Annotated in this window: 14 protein-coding genes; 11 read left to right on the forward strand and 3 right to left on the reverse strand. The window is 64.9% G+C overall.

What is annotated here, in order from left to right; translation table 11 throughout:
- Window positions 1–224 precede the first annotated feature (224 nt).
- A complete protein-coding gene (gene glcD / locus C9F12_RS05515; protein ID WP_108448248.1) occupies window positions 225–1,724 on the reverse strand; it encodes a glycolate oxidase subunit GlcD in 1,500 nt (499 codons plus the stop codon).
- A gap of 186 nt (window positions 1,725–1,910) precedes the next feature.
- On the opposite strand from glcD, the gene glcC reads away from it, so the two are divergent.
- Window positions 1,911–2,684 (forward strand): transcriptional regulator GlcC, encoded by a 774-nt coding sequence (glcC, locus tag C9F12_RS05520; protein ID WP_045991722.1) that lies wholly within the window; start codon window positions 1,911–1,913, stop codon window positions 2,682–2,684.
- Window positions 2,685–2,730: 46 nt separating this feature from the next.
- Here the strand turns inward: glcC and C9F12_RS05525 are convergent, their stop codons facing one another.
- On the reverse strand, window positions 2,731–3,390 hold the full coding sequence (locus tag C9F12_RS05525; RefSeq protein WP_045991723.1) for a GntR family transcriptional regulator: 660 nt from the start codon (window positions 3,388–3,390) through the stop codon (window positions 2,731–2,733).
- 234 nt (window positions 3,391–3,624) lie between these two features.
- On the opposite strand from C9F12_RS05525, the gene C9F12_RS05530 reads away from it, so the two are divergent.
- The 10 genes from C9F12_RS05530 to C9F12_RS05575 all read left to right on the forward strand — a co-directional run bounded on the left by C9F12_RS05530 (window position 3,625) and on the right by C9F12_RS05575 (window position 15,696).
- Window positions 3,625–4,101, forward strand: coding sequence for a heme-binding protein (locus C9F12_RS05530; protein ID WP_045991724.1), 477 nt, complete (start codon window positions 3,625–3,627; stop codon window positions 4,099–4,101).
- Window positions 4,102–4,537: 436 nt separating this feature from the next.
- Window positions 4,538–5,512 (forward strand): TRAP transporter substrate-binding protein, encoded by a 975-nt coding sequence (locus C9F12_RS05535; RefSeq protein ID WP_045991725.1) that lies wholly within the window; start codon window positions 4,538–4,540, stop codon window positions 5,510–5,512.
- 62 nt (window positions 5,513–5,574) lie between these two features.
- Complete coding sequence (locus C9F12_RS05540; protein ID WP_071211091.1) at window positions 5,575–6,141, forward strand: TRAP transporter small permease subunit; 567 nt, start codon at window positions 5,575–5,577, stop codon at window positions 6,139–6,141.
- 13 nt (window positions 6,142–6,154) lie between these two features.
- Window positions 6,155–7,441: a TRAP transporter large permease gene (locus C9F12_RS05545; protein WP_045991726.1), complete on the forward strand. Its 1,287-nt coding sequence runs from the start codon at window positions 6,155–6,157 to the stop codon at window positions 7,439–7,441.
- A 28-nt stretch (window positions 7,442–7,469) separates the two neighbouring features.
- Entirely contained in the window at window positions 7,470–8,264 is a 795-nt protein-coding gene (locus C9F12_RS05550) for an enoyl-CoA hydratase (protein WP_045991727.1), read from the forward strand.
- 25 nt (window positions 8,265–8,289) lie between these two features.
- Window positions 8,290–9,477, forward strand: coding sequence for a CoA transferase (locus C9F12_RS05555; protein ID WP_045991728.1), 1,188 nt, complete (start codon window positions 8,290–8,292; stop codon window positions 9,475–9,477).
- A gap of 178 nt (window positions 9,478–9,655) precedes the next feature.
- Window positions 9,656–10,879, forward strand: coding sequence for an aminotransferase class V-fold PLP-dependent enzyme (locus C9F12_RS05560; RefSeq protein WP_108448249.1), 1,224 nt, complete (start codon window positions 9,656–9,658; stop codon window positions 10,877–10,879).
- Window positions 10,880–10,944: 65 nt separating this feature from the next.
- Entirely contained in the window at window positions 10,945–13,953 is a 3,009-nt protein-coding gene (locus C9F12_RS05565) for an FAD-binding and (Fe-S)-binding domain-containing protein (RefSeq protein ID WP_045991730.1), read from the forward strand.
- A gap of 101 nt (window positions 13,954–14,054) precedes the next feature.
- Window positions 14,055–15,083, forward strand: a complete 1,029-nt coding sequence (ltaE, locus tag C9F12_RS05570) for a low-specificity L-threonine aldolase (RefSeq protein ID WP_045991731.1) — start codon at window positions 14,055–14,057, stop codon at window positions 15,081–15,083.
- 88 nt (window positions 15,084–15,171) lie between these two features.
- On the forward strand, window positions 15,172–15,696 hold the full coding sequence (locus tag C9F12_RS05575) for a gamma carbonic anhydrase family protein (RefSeq protein WP_045991732.1): 525 nt from the start codon (window positions 15,172–15,174) through the stop codon (window positions 15,694–15,696).
- Between the two features lie 615 nt (window positions 15,697–16,311).
- On the opposite strand, the gene C9F12_RS05580 is transcribed toward C9F12_RS05575, so the two are convergent.
- The gene (locus tag C9F12_RS05580; protein WP_045991733.1) at window positions 16,312–18,015 is read right to left on the reverse strand and encodes an L-lactate permease; all 1,704 of its coding nucleotides are present in this window, start codon (window positions 18,013–18,015) and stop codon (window positions 16,312–16,314) included.
- Window positions 18,016–18,177 lie beyond the last annotated feature (162 nt).

The following is an 18,177-nucleotide window of genomic DNA, read 5'->3' on the forward strand; positions in this document are numbered from 1 at the left end:
GCACGGAAGCGCTGCAAGGACGTCACGGTCGATGGCGGGAGACGAGGCTTGCCGCCTTCCTGTCTGAACCGTGACCCTTTCCTGCGGCGCCTGGAAGCGTGGCGGCTCCGGCTAGAACCTTGGCAGTTCCGGGTGCGGCAGCTCGTTGTTGTGCACCATGCATGGCACTGAACCTTGATCGCGCGCAGCGCGCCAGCGTCGGGACGCTCTCGTGGCTGTCATGGCTAGAACCTTGGCAGTTCCGGGTGCGGCAGCTCGTTGTTGTGCACGTGCATCGCGCCGAACTCGGCGCACCGGGCCAACGTCGGGATGTTCTTGCCCGGGTTGAGCAGTCCTTCTGGGTCGAAGGCGGCCTTGACCGCGTGGAAGGCGGTGATCTCCAGGCTGTCGAACTGGGCACACATCTGGTTGATCTTCTCGCGGCCGACGCCGTGTTCACCGGTGATCGAACCGCCGGCTTCCACGCATAGCTCGAGAATCTTGCCGCCCAGTGCCTCGGCGGTTTCGAGTTCCCCTTCGCGGTTGGCATCGAACAGGATCAAGGGGTGCATGTTGCCGTCGCCGGCGTGGAAGACGTTGGCCACCTTGAGCCCGTACTGCTCTGACAGATCGCTGATGCCCTTGAGCACCCTCGGCAGCTCGCGGCGAGGAATGGTGCCGTCCATGCAGTAGTAGTCCGGCGACATGCGGCCGACCGCAGGGAAGGCGTTCTTGCGACCGGCCCAGAACTTGGCGCGTTCGGCCTCGTCGCGGGCGAGCTGAACGTCGCTGGCGCCAGCCTTGGCCAGCACCTCACGCACGGTCTCGATATCGTCGTCCACATCGGCCTCGACGCCGTCGAGCTCACACAGCAGGATCGCCTCGGCGTCCACCGGGTAGCCGGCTCGGATGAAGTCTTCGGCGGCGCGGATGGCCAGGTTGTCCATCATCTCGAGGCCACCGGGGATGATACCGGCGGCGATGATGTCACCGACCGCGGCGCCGGCCTTTTCCACGTCATCGAAACTGGCCATCAGCACCTTGGCGGTCTCGGGCTTTGGCAGCAGCTTGACGGTGATCTCGGTGACCACGCCGAGCATGCCCTCGGAGCCCATCATCAGCGCCAGCAGGTCGAAACCGGGGCTGTCGAGCGCCTCGGAACCGATGGTCATGCGCTCGCCCTCGATGGTCATCACCTCGAGCCTCAGCACGTTGTGTACGGTGAGGCCGTACTTGAGGCAGTGCACGCCGCCGGCGTTCTCGGCCACGTTGCCGCCGATCGAGCAGGCGATCTGGGAGGAGGGGTCCGGCGCATAGTAGAGCCCGTAGGGCGACGCCGCCTCGGAAATGGCCAGGTTGCGCACCCCGGGCTGGACCCGGGCGATGCGGGCGTCGGCGTCGATGTCGAGAATCCGATTGAAGCGCGACATGACCAGCAGCACGCCTTGTTCCAGCGGCAGGGCCCCACCGGAAAGTCCGGTGCCAGCGCCGCGGGTGACCACCGGCACGCCGAGTTCACGACACTGCTTGAGCAGCGCCTCGACCTGGTCCAGGCGCTCTGGCAGGGCCACCAGCATGGGCAGTACGCGGTAGGCCGACAGGCCGTCGCATTCGAAGGGGCGCAGGTCTTCCTCGCGGTGCAGCAGGGTGAGGTCGGGGACCACGCGGGTGAGTTCGGCGAGCACCTCGTTCTTGTCGCGCCGTGGCAAGGCGCCGTCCAGGCGTTCGTCATAGAGGATGTTCATGACGCTTCCTCGGTTGAGCTAGCACGGTCGTGCGGCTAATGATGGTTATTGTCTGCACTACAATCTGCGTTGTCTTGACCTCGGTGTCCAGATTTTGGTTTGCTGGTCTGACCAGTTATTGGCAGATGTGCTCGGTTCAGGGCATCAATACGGACGACGAACCGCGCACGCTGCGGGAGGCAGGACATGTGGGACAACGAAGAACGACTGGCACCGAGCAGCACCTCCCAGGCCATCGCCTCGAAGCTCGAGACGCTGATCCTTGACGGTGTCTTTCGCCCGGGCCAGCTGTTGCCCTCGGAACGGCGGCTGTGCGAGCGGCTGGGGGTGGGGCGTTCGTCGCTGCGCGAGGCGCTTGGCAGCCTGCGAAGCAAAGGCGTGATCGTGACTCGCCAGGGGCGTGGCTCCGAGGTGGCGCCACTGGTGGAGGCGCCCCATGCCACGCCCTTGATGCACCTGTTTCGCGAGCACCCGCGCACCCTGTACGACCTGCTCGAGGTGCGTGCGCTGCTGGAAGGGGAGTCGGCGAGCCTGGCCGCGAGCCGAGGCACCGCCTCGGACAGGGTGTTGATCACCCGGCGCTACCGCGAGATGGCGGACTACGTGGACAAGGCGGACCCCCTCGAGGTGGAGCGTCTGGCGCGACTCGATCACGCCTTCCACCTGGCGATCTGCCAGGCGTCGCATAACCCGGTGCTGGCGCATACGCTGCAGAGCCTGACCGATCTGCTGCTGAGCTCGGTGTTCGCCTCGGTCAAGCACCTCTATCATCGCCCTGACGCCAGGGACATGATCAACCGCCAGCACGCCCGCCTGCACCGAGCCGTGGTAGAGGGCAAGCCACAACTGGCGCGGCGGGTGGCGCTGGAGCACCTGTCCACCATCGGTGACATGCTGCGCGAGATCGAGGCCGAGGATCAGCGTCTGGAGCGCTCGGCCATGCGCCTGGAGGAGTGGTAAGTGCCGGGACGACGGCAGAGACTTCTGCGCGCCGTCCCGGGACCTGCTATTCCTCGTCGATGATGCCGCTGACGGCGGCTACCTCGAGCTTGTGGCCGAGGTGCGCGCGCAGGATGTCGCCCAGGCGCTTGCCATCGCGGGCCTCGATCGCCTCCAGCATGGCCTCGTGATCGTCGACGGCCTTGGCCCAGTTGGCCGAGCCCATCTCGACGCTGTAGCGAATGCGCTTCACCCGTTGGCTCAGGTTGTTGTACATCTCGATCAGCACGTCGTTGTTCGACGCGGCCAGGATGCACTCGTGGATCTGCTGGTTGACCTCGAAGTAGGGGGCCAGCTCCTGGCGCTGGTAATGGCCCAGCATCAGCTGATGCAGACGACGGATCTCCTCGACGTCGGTATCTGTCAGGTGCTGACAGGCCAGCTCACCGGACAGGCCTTCCAGGGCGCCCATGACGTCGTAGGTATTCTTGACCCCACGCCGGGTCAGGCGCACCACGCGGGAACCTCGGTTGGGCAGGTTCTCGACCAGCCCTTCCGAGGTCAGCACCTTGAGGGCTTCTCTGAGCGGGGTGCGTGACACACCGAAGGTTTCACACAGGGCCTTTTCGGCGATCTTCTCGCCGGGCAGCAGGCTGCCTTGCTCGATCAGGTCGCGGATCCTGTCGGCCACTTCCAGGTACAGGCTACGCGGCTGAATCTTTTCCATAGCGGATTTCCCGGGCTCATCATCGTTTGACGGTCGAACGCTTGACGGTTCAACTTTTCCGTATTATGAATTCATTATTCAAATTATGCGAGTGTTGGCGAGCGTATTTGGCCAGGCACTCGGGTAACCCTGTGAGGCAGCGGAGGGTGGGGCCGAATGGCATCGATCGGATTCCGGCCGCTGTCTTGCTGCCTGCCTTTTCTGTCTTCTCTCATATCTTGCGCTGGAGTTGCTATGGCCGGAAACGTATTTCTTGCACAGGTACAATTGTCGCGTCAGTCGGCGCGGCAATTGCTCGACGCCGCCTTCGCCTTTGCCCGCAAGGGCGAACTGCCTCCTCTGACCGCGGTGGTGCTGGACGCCGGCGGCAATCCGGTGGCGGCCGAGCGTGAAGACGGCTGCAGCCCGCTGCGCTGGCCGGTGGCCAACGGCAAGGCCTACGCGGCGCTGGGTATCGGGGTATCCAGTGGTACCACCGGCGAGCGTAACCGCGAGCGTCCCGCCTTCCTGGCGGCGGTGGCCGAGGCCTCCGGGGGCCGCTTCGTGCCGGTGGCGGGGGGCGTGCTGATCCTCGATGACGACCAGCGCATTCTGGGGGCGGTCGGTATCAGTGGCGCCTCTTCGGCCGACGATCAGGCCGCCGCCATCGCTGGCATCGAGGCGGCAGGCTGGCAAGCCGGGCTGGAGCCCGAGACGGTCTCAGATCCCTGATTTCGGTCTGGCAACTGTCTGGCAAAAGGGACGGGTGCTGGACCGACCAGCAAGCGACAGAGCGAGCCTTCGAGCTCGCTTTTTTTGTGTATGTCTCCAGGGATGCAGCAAGGGAGCGAGTGGCTTGGATAGCTCGTTGTTTCGATATAAGACACTGAAAGTTAAGAAATAAATATTCTCTAAGGCGAGTTTGCGAAAGACAAAAGTATAATACCTAATTTTGAATTATGTATCCATATTGACCCTGACCCAGCGGGAAGCGACTCCTGTCCCCAGGCCCTGAACGCCCTGGAAACGGAAAGCTCAAGTGACGGAATCCGCGACTGACGGAACCGTTACGTGAAGAGCACGCCAGCTCCCGTTGAGGCTTCCTCCAGGGTGCCAGTCGGCGCCCACCGCCAGACCACGATGGACAACAACAATCGGAGTGAGGGTTATGAAACTGCTGAAGACCGTACTGGCCGCATCCGTACTGGCGCTTGGCGTCGGTGCCGCTCAGGCCGACGAGGTGCAGATCAAGTTCGGCCACGTCGGTGGCCCGGGATCGCTGTTCGAGAAGACCGCCAACGAGTTCGCCCGTCTGGCCAACGAGCGCCTGGAAGGCGAGGCCGAGGTGGTGACCTATGGCTCCAGCCAGCTGGGTTCCGACGAGCAGATGCTCAACAAGCTCAAGCTCGGCACCATCGATCTGTCGCTGCCGTCCTCGATCATGAGCAGCGTGGCGCCGGAATTCTCGCTGTTCGAGATGCCCTACCTGATCGAGGACCGGGAGCACCTCGCCCGAGTCCGCGACGAGGTACTGCGCGATGTCCTGTATCCGGTCGCCGAAGACAAGCGCTACCGCATCATCGGCATCTGGGAGAACGGCTTCCGCCAGATCACCAACAACGTCCGCCCGATCGTGGTCCCTGAGGATCTGGACGGCATCAAGCTGCGTACCCCCAACGGTGTGTGGCGGGTCGAGATGTTCAAGAGCTACGGCGCATCGCCGGCGCCCATGGCGCTGTCCGAGGCCTTCGTCGCGCTGCAGACCGGCGCCATGGACGGTCAGGAAAACCCGCTGGTACAGATCTATTCCCAGCGCTTCCAGGAGGTCCAGGACTACCTGTCGCTGTCCAATCACGTCTATTCCCCGGCCTATGTGCTGGCAGGTGCCAGTTGGACCCGCCTGCCCGAGCACGTCCGCGAGGTGCTGATCGAGACCGCCGAAGAGGTCGAGGCCTTCGCACTGGAGCAGGGCGCCTCGCTTGACGAAAGCCTGGTCAGCACCATGGAAGAGGAAGGCATGGAGGTGAACGAGGTCGACACCGACGCCTTCGTCGAGGGTTCCCGCGGGATCTACGAGAAGTTCGCCGCCGAGGTGGAAGGTGGTGAGGAACTGTTGTCGCGGGTGGAAGCACTGCGCGAATAACGCCTGTCCACTGCGGCCTCTCCACTTTCGGTGAGGCCGCATCCACCTTCGGAGGATGCTCTGTGCTTACCACCATTTCCGCGGCCTACCAGAAGATTCTGGAGGTCATCGTCTTTCTCAATGTGCTGGCGCTGACCCTGGTGGTGACCATCGGGTTCGCGTCACGCCTGTTGGGCTCTCCTTTCAGCTGGTACGACGAGGTCGCCTCGATCGGACTGGCCTGGCTGACCTACTACGGCGCCGCCCTGGCCGCCCTCAAGGGCGCCCATATCGCCTGTCCCAGCGTGATCAACATGGTTTCGCCGTCCATTCGCCTGCCCATCGCGCTGCTCGCCGAGGCGATCACCATCGGCTTCTTCGTGCTGCTCGGCGTCACCGGTTTTCAGGTGGTGCAGATTCTTGAAGGCTCCACCCTGGTGAGCCTGCCCAGCATCTCGGTGCAGTTCACCCAGTCGGTGATTCCGATCGGTGCCGCGATGTTCATTCTCGCCCAGCTGCTCAGGCTCCCCGAGGTCATCCGGGCGGCCAAGGGAGCCGGCTTCGTCGATCACGAGCTCGAAGAGGCCGGTGTGCTGGCCGACGACGTGCGTACCGACGATTCACCCACCGGTCCGCAGCGCGCCAGCTGACGAGGAGAACCCCATGATCATTGCTTCCATGTTCTTCGGCCTGATCGGGCTGATACTGATCAACGTGCCGGTGGCCATCGCCCTCGGCCTCGTCGGCGCCCTGGCCACCGTGGCCAGCTACGGCACCCTGGCCCTGCCCAATGTCGGCATGGTGATGTTCGACGGTGCTACCAAGTTCCCGCTGATCGCGATACCGCTGTTCATCCTGGCCGGCGCCATCATGAACGCCTCGAGCATCTCGCGCCGTCTGATCGATCTGGCCTCGGCCATGGTCGGCTTCATCAAGGGCGGTCTCGCCATGGTGACCATCGGCGCCTCGATCTTCTTTGCCGAGATCTCTGGCTCCGCCGTCGCAGGTGTCTCGGCGATCGGCTCGATCCTGATTCCGGCCATGCGCAAGAAGGGCTACTCTAAGGAGTTCGCCGCAGCCATCTCGTCCTCGGCGGCGAGCCTGGCGATCATCCTGCCGCCGTCGATCCCGATGATCCTCTACGCGGTCATGTCCGGCGAATCGGTGGTCAAGATGTTCGTCGCCGGCATCTTCCCTGGGCTGCTCGGCGCCCTGGGGCTGGCGGCCATGTGCTACTTCCTGGCGCGTCGTCACAACCTGCCGGCGGAGCAGAGCTTCCAGGCCTCGCGTCTGTGGGAGGCCTTCAAGGGCGCCATCTGGGCGCTGCTGATTCCGGTGATCATCCTCGGCGGCATCTTCGGCGGCATCGTCACCGCCACCGAGGGCGCGGCGCTGGCGGTGGTCGTGGCGATCTTCATCAGCGCGGTGATCTATCGCGAGTTCAGCCTCAAGATCTTCTACAAGGCCTGTCTCGATGCTGGCGTGCAGACGGCGGTGGTGATGCTGCTGGTGGCTTCCTCTGCGGTGGTCGGTCTGTATCTGACCGAGACCCAGATTCCCCAGCAGCTGGCCAACTCGATCGCCGAGATGACCGACAACAAGTACGTGGTACTGGCGCTTCTGAACGTCATCTTCCTGGTGCTGGGCATCTTCCTGCACTCGGCGGCGGCGATCATCCTGGTGGTGCCCATCGTGCTGCCGCTGGTGACCGCGGTGGGCATCGATCCGCTGCACTTCGGTCTGATCGTGACGCTGAACCTGGCCATCGGCCAGCAGACCCCGCCGGTCGCCAGCGTACTGATCGCTTCCTGCTCCATCGCCAAGGCCGACATCTGGGCCACCACGCGCACCAATCTGTGGTTCCTGGCGGTGCTGTTCGTGATCCTGCTGATCAACACCTACGTGCCCGCCGTAGCCCTGGCGCTGGTCAACCTGATCTACGGCGTGTGATCGCGACCACCACAAGGAGAACAACGACATGAGCGACAACGATCAGGGCCAGGTGCACTACCACAGCGAAGATGGCGTCGCCTGGCTGACCTTCGATCGCACCGCAAGCCGCAACGCCATGACCTGGCAGATGTACGACCAGCTCGAGGCCCACTGCGAGACCATCGAGAACGACCCGGAGCTAGTGGCGGTAGTCATGCGTGGCGCCGGCGGAGAAGCCTTCGTCGCCGGCACTGACATCAAGCAGTTCGCTGCCTTCGACAAGGGCGAAGACGCCATCGCCTACGAGCGTCGCATCGACCGGGTGGTCGGGCGGGTGGAGACCCTGCCGCTGCCGACGCTGGCGCTGCTGGAAGGCTTCTGTGTCGGCGGTGGCGCGGCCATCGCTCTGGCCTGTGACTTCCGCCTGGCGACACCGAGTCTCAAGTTCGGTATCCCCATCGCCAGGACGTTGGGCAACTGCCTGTCGATCACCAACGTCTCGCGGCTGGTCGAGCACGCCGGTATCGCCCGGGCCAAGCAGGTACTGATGGCGGGCGAACTGGTACGTGCCGAGGAGGCCCTGGCCCTGGGGCTGGTCGGCGAGATCGTCGACGCCGAGGCCATCGAGGCGACGGTGGTCGAGCGGGCGCAGGCGTTCAAGGAGCGTGCCCCCTTGACCGTGCGGGCGGCCAAGGAGGTGATCCAGCGGGTCATCGAACAGCGCCGCCCGGCCTTCGACGCCAGCGACGACTGGATCGCCACCTGCTACACCAGCCGCGACTTCAAGGCCGCGGTGGACAAGTTCGTCAACAAGACACCCTTCCGCTGGCAGGGTCAGTAAAGGCCCTGAGGCAAGGAGAACCACAATGCTGCCACTCGATGGGATCAAGGTACTCGACGTTTCGCAGATCATGGCCGGCCCCTACTGCACCATGGTGCTGGGAGACATGGGCGCCGAGGTGATCAAGGTCGAGAAGGCCAACGGCGGCGACGACAGCCGCCAGATGGGCCCCTACGTCGAGGATGAATCGACCTGTTTCGCCCAGATCAACCGCAACAAGAAGAGCATTTCGCTCAACCTGAAAGAAGAGAAGGGCCGCGAGGTGTTCTATCGCCTCGCCAAGGAAGCCGACGTGGTGGTCGAGAACTATCGACCCGGCGTCACCCAGTCGCTGAAGATCGACTACGACAGCCTCAAGGCGATCAACCCGGGGCTGATCTACTGCTCGATCTCGGGCTACGGCCAGACCGGTCCGTCGCGTCACAAGGGCGGCTTCGACCTGGTGGCCCAGGGCATGAGCGGGCTGATGTCGATGACCGGCGAACCGGGCCGGCGTCCGCTCAAGACCGGGGTCGCCGTCTACGATATCGGCGCCGGGCTGACCGCCATCTACTCGATCCTGGCGGCCTATATCCACCGTCAGCGTAGTGGCGAAGGCCAGCACCTGGACATCGCCATCGCCGAGTGTGGCCTGCCCTGGTTCACCTGGGAGGCGGGTGCCTACTTCTCCGAAGGCCGAGTGCCCGAGGCCACCGGCTGGCGCCATCGGGTGTCCGCGCCCTACCAGGCGATGCGGGTACGCGACGGTTACATGATGCTCGGCTGCGCCAACCAGCGTACCTGGGAGCGCTTCTGCGAGGACGTCATCGAGCGCCCCGAGCTGATGGTCGACGAGCGCTTCAAGACCAACCTCGACCGCGGGGCTAACGTCGAGGCGCTGGAAGCCATCCTCGAGGACATCCTCGGGCAACAGGATCGCGCCTACTGGCTCGATCGCTGTGACGCCGCCGGGGTGCCGGCAGGGCCGATCAACGACTTCGACCAGGCCATGCATGACGAACACTACCTGGCCCGCGAGATGGTGCTGGAGGTCGATCATCCGACCATGGGGCGGATGAAGACCCTGGGCTTTCCCAGCAAGTTCTCGGCGACCCCGTTGGCGATTCGCCAGCCGGCGCCGCTGTTCGCCCAGCACACCGACGAGGTGCTTGGGGAGATCGGGCTGGCAGCGGACGAGATCGACGCGCTGCGTCAGCAGGGTGCCGTGCGCTGACACCGGCACCACCGTGATCGGCAGCTAGCGTCTGGCATGTCGCCGAATCGGTGGGGCGGTGTCACCATAAAAATTGCATTCATTATTACAGATTATTACAAGAGGGGCGTGGCAGCGCTTGGCGCCCGAACAGCTACCCAGGCGTCGCCCAGTGCGACGTCTGGCCAGGAGGCCTTACATGCTGAATCTCGACTTTCATCCCACCGGACGTCACTTCCTCCAGATCCCCGGCCCCTCGCCGGTGCCGGATCGTATCCTGCGGGCCATGAGCCTGCCGACCATCGATCACCGTGGCCCGGAGTTCGGCGCCCTCGGACGTGAATTGCTCGGCAAGGTCGGCAAGATCTTCAAGACCGACAAGCCGGTGATCATCTATCCGGCTTCCGGTACCGGGGCCTGGGAGGCCGCCCTGGCCAATACCCTGTCGCCGGGGGATCAGGTGTTGATGTTCGAGACCGGCCACTTCGCCTCGCTGTGGCATCGTCTGGCCCTGCGTCTTGGACTCGAGCCCGAGTTTCTGGGCCTGCCGGGGGCCGAGGGCTGGCGCCACGGTGTCCAGGCCGACATGATCGAGGCACGCCTCAAGCAAGACACCGAGCAGCGGATCAAGGCGGTGTGCGTGGTCCACAACGAGACCTCCACCGGTGTTACCAGCGACATCGCCGCGGTGCGCCGCGCGATCGACGCCGCCGGTCATCCGGCGCTGTTGCTGGTCGATACTATCTCGGGGCTTGCCAGCGCCGACTATCGCCACGACGAGTGGGGTGTCGACGTCACTATTTCCGGCTCCCAGAAGGGACTGATGCTGCCGCCGGGGATCAGCTTTAACGCGATCTCCGACAAGGCCCTGGCCGCCAGTCGCGAGTCGCGGTTGCCCAAGAGCTTCTGGGCCTGGGACGAGATCCTCGAGGCCAACCAGGGGGGCTACTGGCCCTATACCCCCAATACCAATCTGCTCTACGGCCTCAACGAGGCCATCGACATGCTGCTGGACGAGGGGCTGGATAACGTCCTGGCCCGCCATCAGCGCTGGGCGGCGGGTGTGCGCGCGGCGGTGAACGCCTGGGGACTCGAGATCCAGTGCCAGGACCCCGAGGTCTACTCGCCGGTGCTGACCGGCGTGGTGATGCCGGAGGGCGTCGACGCCGATGCCGTGCGCAAGCTGATCTACGAGCGCTTCGACCTGTCGCTCGGCACCGGGCTTGGCAAGGCCAAGGGGCGCATGTTCCGTATCGGCCACCTGGGCGACTGCAACGACCTGACGCTGATGGCGACCCTGGCCGGCTGCGAGATGGGGCTGAAGCTTTCCGGGGTGAGCCTTGCCGGCAGTGGCGTCGAGGCTGCCATGGCGTACTTCTCCGAGAACCCGGCGCCCCACGTGGCCCGCCTTGCTCGCGATTGAACCACCGCCCGCCCGTCGGCGGCGCTGTCGCCGACGGTCTACCCAGGGTTATCAAGGAGAGGGTGATGAACTCGTTGACGTCTGCCGCCAAGGGGCGGGATGCACGGATCCAGCCGCTGCCGGACTTTGCCGCGCGCCTGGCCAGGGAAATCCAGGGCGAGGTGCTGTTCGACGCCGCCAGTCGCGGCCGTTATTCCACCGACGCCTCGATCTATCAGATCACCCCGGTGGGCGTGGTGATCCCGCGCCATCAGGATGATCTGGCCACGGCCCTGGAGATCGCTCGTGGGGAAGGCATTCCGGTGCTGCCTCGGGGTGGCGGCACCAGTCAGTGCGGCCAGACGGTGGGAGAGGCGCTGGTGATCGACGCCAGCCGCCATCTGAACGGTGTGGTGTCCTTCGACAAGGAAGCGCGTACGGTGGTGGTCGAGCCCGGCATCGTGCTCGATCACCTCAACGCCTGGCTCAAGCCCCATGGCCTGTGGTTCCCGGTGGATGTATCCACCAGCGCCCAGTGCACCCTGGGCGGCATGGCCGGCAACAACTCCTGCGGCTCGCGCTCGATCCACTACGGCAACATGGTGCATAACGTCCAGGCACTGGACGTCCTGCTGGCCGACGGCGAGAAGGTGCACCTCGGTCTGGTCGACGAGCTGGCCGCCGGTTCCCGGGCGGCGCGGCTGGCCGAGCAGGTCGAGGCCATCGCCCGGCGCGAAGGCGAGCGCATCCGCGAGCACTATCCCAAGGTGCTCAGGCGGGTGGCGGGCTACAACCTCGATCTGTTCGACTGTCAGAACCCGCTGCCCTATGAGGCCGACGGTCGCGCCAACCTGGCCCATCTGCTGGTGGGGTCCGAGGGCACCCTGGCGCTGACCCGCCAGTTGACCCTGAAGCTGTCACCGTTGCCGCAGCACAAGGTGCTGGGGGTGGTGAACTTCCCCACCTTCTATCAGGCCATGGACCTGACCCAGCACATCGTGACCCTGTCACCGACGGCGGTGGAGCTGGTCGATCAGACCATGATCGCGCTGTCGCTGGAGAATCCGTCCTTCCGTCCGGTGATCGAGAAGGCCCTGATCGGCAAGCCCGAGGCGGTGCTGCTGGTGGAATTCGCCGGCGAGAATCGCGACGAGCTGCTGGCGAGCCTGGCCCGGTTGAACGAGCTGATGGCAGACCTGGGACTTCCGGACTGTGTCGTCGACATGCCCGAACCCAAGGCCCAGAAGGCGCTGTGGGACGTGCGCAAGGCGGGACTCAACATCATGATGAGCATGAAGGGCGACGGCAAGCCGGTGTCCTTCATCGAGGACTGTGCGGTGCCGCTCGAGCATCTGGCCGAGTACACCGACAAGCTCACCGAGGTGTTCCATCGTCACGGCACCGAGGGCACCTGGTACGCCCACGCCAGCGTCGGCACCCTGCACGTGCGCCCGATTCTCGACATGCGCCGGGACGGCGCCGAGAAGATGCGCGCCATCGCCGAGGAGGCCTCGGCACTGGTCAAGGCCTACAAGGGGGCCTACTCCGGCGAGCACGGCGATGGCATCTGTCGCGGCGAGTGGGTGGCCTGGCAGTTTGGCGAGACACTCAACGACGCCTTCCGCGAGGTCAAGGGGCTGTTCGACCCGGACAACCTGCTCAACCCCGGCAAGATCGTCGACACCCCGAAGATGGACGACTCGCGGCTTTTCCGCTTTCCCGGGGAGTACCAGCGCATCGAACTGACGCCGGTGCTGGACTGGTCGCCCTGGAACGTCGAGCGAGATCCCTTGAACGGCGAGCAGACCCCACCGGGTAGCGGCCGCGATGTCACCGGCGGCCTCGCCAGCGCAGTGGAGATGTGCAACAACAACGGCCACTGCCGCAAGTTCGATGCCGGCACCATGTGTCCTAGCTACCGCATCACCCGCGACGAGAAGCACCTGACCCGCGGCCGCGCCAATACCCTGCGCCTGGTGTTGTCCGGCCAGCTCGGTCGCGACGGCTTGGCCAGCGACGAGGTCAAGGAGGCGCTCGATCTGTGCGTTTCCTGCAAGGGCTGCAAGCGTGACTGTCCCACCGGCGTCGATATGGCGCGGATCAAGATCGAGGCCCGGGCGGCACGGGTCGCCAAGGAAGGGGTGTCGCTGCGCGAGCGACTGATCGGTGACCTGCCCAGGCGCGCACCGGTGCTGCGACGCCTGTCACCCTTGGTGAAGGCCATCGACGGCATGCCCTGGCTGGCCTCACCGCTGAAGCGGGCGCTGGGGCTGGCCGAGGAGCGCGCGCTGCCACGCGTCACCGACGACTACCTGGGGCGGGCCCGACAGGGCGAGCGACCGGCCGTTGCCGACCAGGCGATGAAGGAGGTGGTGCTGTTCGTCGACACCTTCAACAACTATATGGAAGCCGACAACGCCGAGGCCGCCATGCGCGTGCTTCAAGCCGCGGGTTACCGGGTGATCCTGGCGAGCGCTGCGGATCGTCGTCCGCTGTGCTGTGGGCGTACCTACCTGGCCAGCGGTCAGGTCGATCGGGCCCGGGCGGAGGCCGAGCGGACCCTGGCGGCGCTGACCCCCCACGTGGAGAAAGGGCTTGCCGTGGTCGGGCTCGAGCCATCCTGCCTGCTGACCCTGCGCGACGAGTTCCTGGGCTTCGGCCTGGGCGAGCCCGCCAAGCGACTGGCCGAGGCGAGCCTGTTGTTCGAGGAATTTCTGGTGCGCGAGAAGGATGCCGGCAGGCTGGAGCTTTCGCTCGAGGCGCTACCGGTGTCGCGGGCGCTGCTCCACGGCCACTGTCACCAGAAGGCGTTCGATGCCCTGACGCCGGTGCAGCAGGTGCTGTCCTGGATTCCCGAGCTCGAGGTGGAGACCATCCAGTCGTCGTGCTGCGGCATGGCCGGTAGTTTCGGCTACGAGCGTGAGCACTATGAGGCCTCCATGCAGATGGCGGAACTCTCGTTGCTGCCGGCGGTGCGCGACGCCGAGGATGCGCTGATCGTGGCCGACGGCACCAGCTGTCGTCACCAGATTCGTGACGGTGCCGCACGTGAGGCGCGTCATGTCGCCAGGGTGCTGGCCGAGGCGCTGGCCTGAGTCGTCGGGAGGGCAGGGGGCCAATGCGCGTGAGGGCAGTCCTCAGGTGAAGGCCGAACTGGCATACTCGGGGAAAGGGCAGCGCGAACAAGGAGAGCGCCATGATCGACCTACGCAGCGATACCGTGACCCAACCGACCGAGGCCATGCGTGATGCCATGGCCATCGCTCCGGTGGGCGATGACGTCTGGGGTGATGACCCCAGCGTCGCCGCCTTCGAGGCTGAGGTGGCCGATCGCGCGGGCTTCGCCGCGGCGGCCTTCTTTCCCTCCGGCACCCAGAGCAATCTGACCGCCATGCTGGTCCACTGCGCGCGTGGCGACGAAGTGATCGCCGGGCAACGCTCGCACATCTATCGCGATGAAGGCGGCGGTGCCGCTGTCCTTGGCGGCATCCAGCCCCAGCCCCTGGCCCAGCAGGCAGATGGACGCATGGCGCTGGAGGATATCGCCGAGGCCATCAAGGGAGACGATATCCATCATGCGCGAACCCGACTGATCGCACTGGAAAATACCTTTCAGGGCCGGGTATTGCCCCAGGACTATGTGCAGGAGGTGACCGGCCTTGCCGCCGAGAGAGGCCTGGCCTGTCACCTCGATGGCGCCCGCCTGTTCAACGCCAGCGTCGCCACCGGCAAGTCGCTGGCGGAGCTGTGTGCCGGTTTCGATTCTGTATCGCTGTGCTTTTCCAAGGGGCTGGGCGCGCCGGTGGGCTCGTTGCTGGTCGGCGGCGAGCGCTTTATCGCCGCGGCCCGTCGCTGGCGCAAGACGCTGGGAGGCGGCATGCGCCAGTCGGGGCTGCTGGCGGCGGCCTGCCGGCATGCCTTGCATCACCATGTGGAGCGACTGGCCGACGACCACCGTCATGCCCGCCAGCTCGCCGAGTGGCTGGGTGGTATTGAAGGCATCGGGGTGGCAGGTCAGGCCACCAACATGGTCTTTCTCGACGTGCCGGCTCCTCACTGCGCCGCACTGGAGGGCTTTCTTGCCGAGCGTGGCATCTTGATCGCGGTGAGGCCGCGCACCCGCCTGGTGACCCATCTGGGGGTCAGCGAGTCGGATGTACGCCGAGTGGCGACGGAGATCGCAGCGTACTTTGCCTCTCTCGCACAGGAACCGATAACGGAGTAGGCAGAGTTTGGAAACAGCGTCCACTATATAGGCAGGGTGGGCGCCCAGCGCCCCCCATCCACAAGGATAACCTCGTCAGGAGCGGGCCATGGCCATCTATCGTCTGGGTAACCATTCCCCCCATATTCATCGCACCGTCTTCGTCGCCGAGAGCGCCGAGGTCATCGGCCAGGTGAAAATCCATGAAGACGCCAGCATCTGGTACCAGGCGGTACTCAGGGGCGACACCGAATCACTTGAAGTGCGCGAAGGCAGCAATATCCAGGATGGCGCCGTGCTGCACGCCGATCCCGGCTACCCGCTGTCGGTGGGACCGGGCGTCACGGTGGGGCACCAGGCGATGTTGCATGGCTGCACCGTGGGCGAGGGCTCGTTGATCGGCATCCAGGCGGTGGTGCTCAACGGCGCCGTGATCGGCAAGAACTGCCTGATCGGGGCAGGGGCGCTGGTCAAGGAAGGCGCCGAGATCCCCGACAACAGCCTTGTCGTCGGCTCGCCGGGCAAGGTGATCCGGCAACTGGACGACAAGGCCATCGCCGCACTCAAGACCAATGCCGAGGGCTACGTGACCAAGGCGCGGCTACATCGTACCCGGCTGGCTCGCATCGGCTAGGTCATCAGAGCCTGCGCTCGTCTACGTATCGGACAGCGCCTGGCCCCCCCTTCGCAAGAGGCCACGGACACTTCGCCGCGCTGTCTGTGGTCTGCGGGCAACTCGTCAACACCCTGGAGGGAGCGTCCCCGGTCTAGAGATGCCGTCGGGTCGGCCTTCTGTGCCGCTTGACCCTGTGTGGACCGGGAGCCTTGTGCCTCAGCAACAGCATGGATTCCGAGGATCTCGCGCCGTTGGTAATCACCACGACGGCGATCACGGTGATCATGGCAAGCAGCAGATAGGACATCTGAATTTCCCCTGGTCGAGAGTCGTGGCCCTTGTCGAGGCCATGCGTCCGTGGGCGCTCACGAAGAGCCATCCCCTGGTCAGCACGCAGACAACGCGCCTTGCCGGTGAACCTGAAAGCAAGAATGCTGCACGTGCGTACTACACTGAGTTAACTCTAGGCGCAGGGTATAAGGGCCGCCATATCAGCACAGAGGTAGTCAAACTGTGCTTAGAGTGGCGCGGTTCTCGAGCAAAGGTGGCGCCTGTCGCCAACAAGAAGGGGGTGTCATCGTCGATGACACCCCCTTGTCGGTCAGCCAGGTGGCGCCTGGCTTGGCGTAGTGCCTACTGCAACAGCCCCATCAGCGGGTCGGAGATACCGACGACCTGCATCGCCACCAGCCCGATCAGCCCCGCCGCGAGCACATAGTAGATGGTCGGCAGGATGGTCTTGCGAATGGTGATGCCCTCGCGTCCCAGCAGGCCCACGGTGGCCGAGGCGGCTACCACGTTGTGGATGGCGATCATGTTGCCGGCGGCGGCGCCGACGGCCTGAAGCGCCACCATCAGCGCGGTGGACACACCGAGTTGCTGGGCCACGTTGAACTGGAAGTCTGCCAGCATCAGGTTGGACACGGTGTTGGAGCCGGCGATGAAGGCACCCAGCGCGCCGACGGCAGGAGCGAACAGCGGATAGATGTCGCCGACACCGTTGGCCACCGCGGTGGCCATGGCCACCGGCATGGAGGCCAGATCCGCGCCGTTGACGCCGGAGTTGATCAGAATGCGCACCATGGGGATGGTGAACACCAGCACGAAGCCGGCGCCCAGCAGGGTACGGCTGGATTCACTGAAGGCCGCCTTGAGCTGATTGCCGTTCATGCGATGCATCAGAGCGGTGATCAGCACCACCATCAGCAGGATTCCGCCGGGCAGGTAGAGTGGCTGTAGGCTGCCGGAGATACCGGCCTCACCCAGGATGTCGCTGAAGCCCAGGCTTACCGAGGTCAGTGCCTGCTTGAACGGCTCGATGGTACGTGACGCCACCAGCAGTACCGCCAGCAGCACGTAGGGCAGCCAGCCCATGAAGGTGCTCATCGGTGCGCGGCCCACGACCTCGTCGGCCTTGATGCTGAGCTTGCCGATCCAGTGGGCAGGCCAGCTGTCACTTTCCGGGAAGTCCCAGCTCTTTTCGGGAATCAGGAAACCGCGACGGGCGGCCGGGACCACGATGGCAAGGCCTACCATGGCGCCGATCATCGACGGGAATTCGGGGCCCAGGAAGACTCCGGCCAGGGCGTAGGGCACCACGAAGGCGACGCCTGCGAAGATCGCGAAGGGAGCAATCGCCAGGCCTTCCTTCCAGGAGCGGTTGGCACCGAAGAAGCGCACCATGACGCTGACCATGATCAGCGGCATAAGCACACCGACCACGGCATGCACCAGCGCGACTTCTCCGGCAATCAGGCGGAAGTACTCCATCCAGGTGGAGCCGCCGGCTTCCAGCGTCTCGGTGATGCCGACCTTGTCCAGGCCACCGGCGACACCGACCACGATGGGGGTGCCGACAGCGCCGAAGGACACCGGGGTGGACTGGATCATCATGCCCACCACCACAGCGGCAAGTGCCGGGAAGCCCAGCGCGACCATCAGCGGGGCGGCCACCGCCGCCGGCGTGCCGAAGCCCGAGGCGCCCTCGATGAAGCAGCCGAACAGCCAGGCCACGATGATCGCCTGGACGCGGCGGTCCGGGCTGATGCCGGAGAAGCCATTGCGAATGGCGGCGATACCGCCGGAGTGCTTCAGGGTGTTGAGCAGCAGGATGGCGCCGAAGATGATCCACAGGATCGCCACGGTCAGGATCAACCCTTGCAGGGTCGAGGCCAGGACCCGTGTGAAGGTCATGTCCCAGGCCACCAGGGCAATCAGCGCGGTGACCAGAAAGACGATGGGCATGGCGACCTTGGCGGCCATGCGCATGCCGATCAGCAGGATGCCGGCCAGTATGAGCGGCACAAAGGCTATCAAGGCTAGAGTGGTGTCGGTCATGGTGTTGGGGTCTCTTGTCGTGTCCTTGTTTGTAATATCCGTTGTGTCGAAGTTGGCGGTCTCACGCCGGGGTAAGGCTCGGACAAGGCGGCACGATAAGCCGACTAGCGAAATCGTTCTAGACTGGGATATTGGTCAGACCAATGCAGCGCTGATGACTCC

This window comes from Halomonas sp. BN3-1, from assembly GCF_003056325.1.
GTDB classification, from domain to species: Bacteria; Pseudomonadota; Gammaproteobacteria; order Pseudomonadales; family Halomonadaceae; genus Halomonas; species Halomonas litopenaei.

Excerpts from the sequence above, each read along its gene's own strand:
- C9F12_RS05535 (WP_045991725.1), top strand. The coding sequence starts at position 4,538 with ATGAAACTGCTGAAGACCGTACTGGCCGCATCCGTACTGGCGCTTGGC.
- C9F12_RS05525 (WP_045991723.1), bottom strand. The coding sequence starts at position 3,390 with ATGGAAAAGATTCAGCCGCGTAGCCTGTACCTGGAAGTGGCCGACAGG.
- C9F12_RS05580 (WP_045991733.1), bottom strand. The coding sequence starts at position 18,015 with ATGACCGACACCACTCTAGCCTTGATAGCCTTTGTGCCGCTCATACTG.
- C9F12_RS05550 (WP_045991727.1), top strand. The coding sequence starts at position 7,470 with ATGAGCGACAACGATCAGGGCCAGGTGCACTACCACAGCGAAGATGGC.
- glcC (WP_045991722.1), top strand. The coding sequence starts at position 1,911 with ATGTGGGACAACGAAGAACGACTGGCACCGAGCAGCACCTCCCAGGCC.
- C9F12_RS05565 (WP_045991730.1), top strand. The coding sequence starts at position 10,945 with ATGAACTCGTTGACGTCTGCCGCCAAGGGGCGGGATGCACGGATCCAG.
- C9F12_RS05555 (WP_045991728.1), top strand. The coding sequence starts at position 8,290 with ATGCTGCCACTCGATGGGATCAAGGTACTCGACGTTTCGCAGATCATG.
- glcD (WP_108448248.1), bottom strand. The coding sequence starts at position 1,724 with ATGAACATCCTCTATGACGAACGCCTGGACGGCGCCTTGCCACGGCGC.
- ltaE (WP_045991731.1), top strand. The coding sequence starts at position 14,055 with ATGATCGACCTACGCAGCGATACCGTGACCCAACCGACCGAGGCCATG.
- C9F12_RS05560 (WP_108448249.1), top strand. The coding sequence starts at position 9,656 with ATGCTGAATCTCGACTTTCATCCCACCGGACGTCACTTCCTCCAGATC.
- C9F12_RS05575 (WP_045991732.1), top strand. The coding sequence starts at position 15,172 with ATGGCCATCTATCGTCTGGGTAACCATTCCCCCCATATTCATCGCACC.
- C9F12_RS05530 (WP_045991724.1), top strand. The coding sequence starts at position 3,625 with ATGGCCGGAAACGTATTTCTTGCACAGGTACAATTGTCGCGTCAGTCG.
- C9F12_RS05545 (WP_045991726.1), top strand. The coding sequence starts at position 6,155 with ATGATCATTGCTTCCATGTTCTTCGGCCTGATCGGGCTGATACTGATC.